The organism is Paraburkholderia sp. SIMBA_054 (assembly GCF_046534875.1).
Classification (GTDB): Bacteria; Pseudomonadota; Gammaproteobacteria; order Burkholderiales; family Burkholderiaceae; genus Paraburkholderia; species Paraburkholderia hospita.
On the sequence record NZ_JAWRXV010000477.1, the window covers coordinates 1 to 312 of the forward strand.

Genomic DNA, 312 nt, shown 5'->3' on the forward strand with positions numbered 1-312 from the left:
TATCCTCACGTTGGCTTTCGTCAGCCTCGGTGTGCCGCAAACAATTGGTGCTTATGCCGAAGCAACGACGCTGGAAGGCGCTAGACAGGTGATCGCGCTTGGGCCGGTTGCCTCGCAGCTCGCCATCAAGATGCTCGGCACCAATGGCGGCGGTTTCTTCAATGCCAATTCCGCGCATCCTTTTGAAAACCCGGATGCCATCTCCAACATGATCCAGATGGTTGCGATCTTCGCAATCGGAGCTTCGCTCACCAACGTCTTCGGGCGAATGGTCGGCAACGAACGTCAGGGTTGGGCAATCTTTGCTGCGAT

1 protein-coding gene is annotated in these 312 nt (G+C 56.4%); it reads left to right on the forward strand.

Annotation, left to right across the window (positions count from 1 at the left end; translation table 11 throughout):
- The coding region (locus SB822_RS55980; RefSeq protein WP_410858963.1) for a potassium-transporting ATPase subunit KdpA at positions 1-312 on the forward strand (312 nt) is incomplete at both ends.